Annotated in this window: 2 protein-coding genes; one reads left to right on the forward strand and one right to left on the reverse strand. The window is 64.4% G+C overall.

Annotation, left to right across the window (positions count from 1 at the left end):
- Positions 1-1,908 (forward strand): ATP-binding cassette domain-containing protein (locus tag VEK15_25200; GenBank protein HXV64021.1); only part of this gene is annotated, 1,908 nt, incomplete at its 5' end.
- Positions 1,909-1,911: 3 nt separating this feature from the next.
- On the opposite strand, the gene VEK15_25205 is transcribed toward VEK15_25200, so the two are convergent.
- The coding region (locus VEK15_25205) for a tetratricopeptide repeat protein (protein ID HXV64022.1) at positions 1,912-2,830 on the reverse strand (919 nt) is incomplete at its 5' end.

Raw genomic sequence — 2,830 nt, forward strand, 5'->3', positions numbered from 1 at the left:
GTGGGCCGGCAGTTCGGCAGCGAGCCAGCGGTCCACGCGCTCGTCGATGTGGATCTTCGCGTGGAGTCGGGTGAATGGCTGGCGATCACCGGGCCTTCCGGCGCGGGCAAATCGACCCTCCTCAACATCATTGGCTGCCTCGATCGCCCGTCTCGGGGAAGCTATCGGTTCGACGGTATCGACACGTCCGAGCTCACCGACAAGCAACGCGCCGGTCTGCGGAGTCGACGCATCGGTTTCGTCTTTCAATCGTTTCATTTGATGCCTTATCGAACCGTCCTCGAGAACGTGGGGATGTCGGAGGTGTACCGGAAGGGGTCCCATCGCGGACGTCGGGACCGTGCCCTCGAGGCCATCGGGCGGGTCGGCCTGAGCCATCGGGCGGATTTTCTACCAACAAAGCTGTCCGGCGGTGAGCGGCAACGGGTCGCGATAGCCCGTGCCCTGGTCGGCTCTCCCCAGTTGCTCCTTTGTGACGAACCGACGGGGAATCTGGACTCGAAATCATCTGCCGACCTCCTCGACCTGTTCGCCGAGCTCAACAAGCAAGGGCTTACGCTCGTCATCGTGACGCACGACGATCACGTCGCCCGCCGGGCTTCGCGGCGAGTGCACATCATCGACGGTTCGTTGACCGAGCTGTCGAACGGGACGACGGGGAAACCCGCGAGCTCCCCCTCCGGGGCCGTCAACGGAAGCGAAGTGGCTCGCTCGGGCATCACCATTCGCGATCTCCTCGACGAAGCGGTGGCGGGGATGTTCGCCCGACCCGGGCGCACCATGCTGACGATGTTAGGGATCGTCATCGGAATCACTGCGCTGGTGGCGACGCTCGGTCTGACGCGAACCGCCAACAATCGCATCATCAGCCAGTTCGACGAGCTCGCGGCGACGGAGATCTTCGTTTCGGCGAAACCAGACCCGGCGGGGGTCGATCCCCGGGCCATTCCCTGGGATGCCTCGTCACGTCTTCTCCGTTTGAACGGGGTGGTTGCCGCAGGAACGCTCAGTGACGTGGACGTCGGCGACGAGCTGGTCAGCTCGTCGCCGGTGAGAGACCCGAGAAGCCAGACTGCATTCAACTTGCTGGTTCAGGCCGCTTCCCCGGGGTTGTTCGACGCCGTCCGGGCCGAGCTGGAGCGAGGACGCGTCCCCGACCTGGGTCACTCGAATCGCGCCGACCGCGTCGCCGTGCTCGGCCCCACCGCCGCGCTTCGGTTGGGAATCGTCGATCTCGACCAGCTTCCTGCTATCTCGATCGGTGACCACCTCTACCTGGTCATCGGGATCCTGCGCGACGTCGCGCGCCAACCCGATCTGCTGGGCTCGGTCATCATTCCCGAGGGAACCGCCCGGAAGGATTTCCGTCTCGAGGGCCCGGGCCTGGTGGTCGTCGAAACGCGAATTGGTGCCGCGTCGCTCATTGCCGAGCAGTCACCCTTGGCGATACGCCCCGACGACCCGACAGTCTTGCGAGTCGAATACCCTCCCGAGCCCACCCGCGTGCGCGATGCGGTGCAGAGCGACCTGAACGTGATGTTCCTGCTTCTCGGCGGCCTCTCGCTGGTCGTCGGCGCAATCGGCATCGCCAACATCACTCTGGTGTCGGTGATCGAGCGTACCGGAGAGATCGGGCTACGCCGGGCTATCGGGGCAACCCGGGGGCACATCGCTGCCCAGTTTCTCTTCGAGAGCGCCTCGATGGGTGTCATCGGGGGCGTTCTCGGCGCAAGCGTCGGGGTCCTGATCGTGGTGGCCGTCTCCGCCCATCAGGTCTGGACCCCGGTCCTCGATCCGGCAGCCCCCTTGGTGGCCCCGCTCATTGGCGGCGTCATCGGACTGGTATCCGGCACCTATCCCGCGATGCGCGCCGCACACCTCGAGCCCGTCGAAGCGTTTCGTAACTGACCGTTACTGCGAACCCGCCTGTTTGAGCGCCGCGATCACGCCCTTGGCGGCATCGGCCTGGGGGTGACTCGGCTCGAGCTCGAGGAACTTCTCGAAGTGCGCGATCGCCGTCTCGTTGTCGGTCTCGTTGACGGCTATGAGCCCCAGCTGGTAGTGAGCCAGGGCCCGTTTGGGATCGAGCTCCAGGACCTTCTCGTAGCCGGCCTTGGCCGCAGCGGTGTCGCCCGCGTTCTGCGCGTAAACAGCATAGTTGAAGATCGCCACGGCGTCGGTGGCCTGCAGATCGATGGCCTTCTTCATCGCGCTCTGCGCCTCGGCCCACTGGTTGCGTTTCCCGTAGATGTCGCCCACTGCGAGCCAGGCCTCGTAGAAGTCGGGCTTGAGCTCCGTGGTCTTCGTGTAGTACTCGAGCGCCTTGTCTTGGTCGTCCATCTTCTCGTAGGTGCTCGCGATATTGAAATGGACCTCGGCCGACTCGGGCATCATCTCTTTCAACTGCATGAGGCTGTCGAGGGTGGCCTGGTCGTTTCCCGCCTCCGACGACAGGTTGAACTTCTCCAGAAGCTCCGTGGCGCGAGCGTGCTCGGCCTCCGACAGCTCTCCCGGGGCCAACTGGTAGAGCACTCTCTCGCCCAGGTTGGCCTGGTCGAAGCCCGACACGTTGGTGGACAGGGCGAGCCGGCGATAGCCTTCTTTTTCACAGGTGATGGTGTACGTCCCGGAAAGGATGCCACCCTTGACGAACTGACCGTCTTCCTTGGTGTCGACGCTAGTCGTCCTTCCTCCCCCGCCCGACAGCTCGATCGTGCAGGTGGCCCCTTGGATCGGGTTTCCTTGCTCGTCGATGAGCTTGCCCCGAATCGAGCCGCGTTGCGCATGAACGTCCAGGGCTGCCAGTGTGAAAACGACGGCGAGGAGAACC

The organism is Vicinamibacteria bacterium, assembly GCA_035620555.1.
Classification (GTDB): Bacteria; Acidobacteriota; Vicinamibacteria; order Marinacidobacterales; family SMYC01; genus DASPGQ01.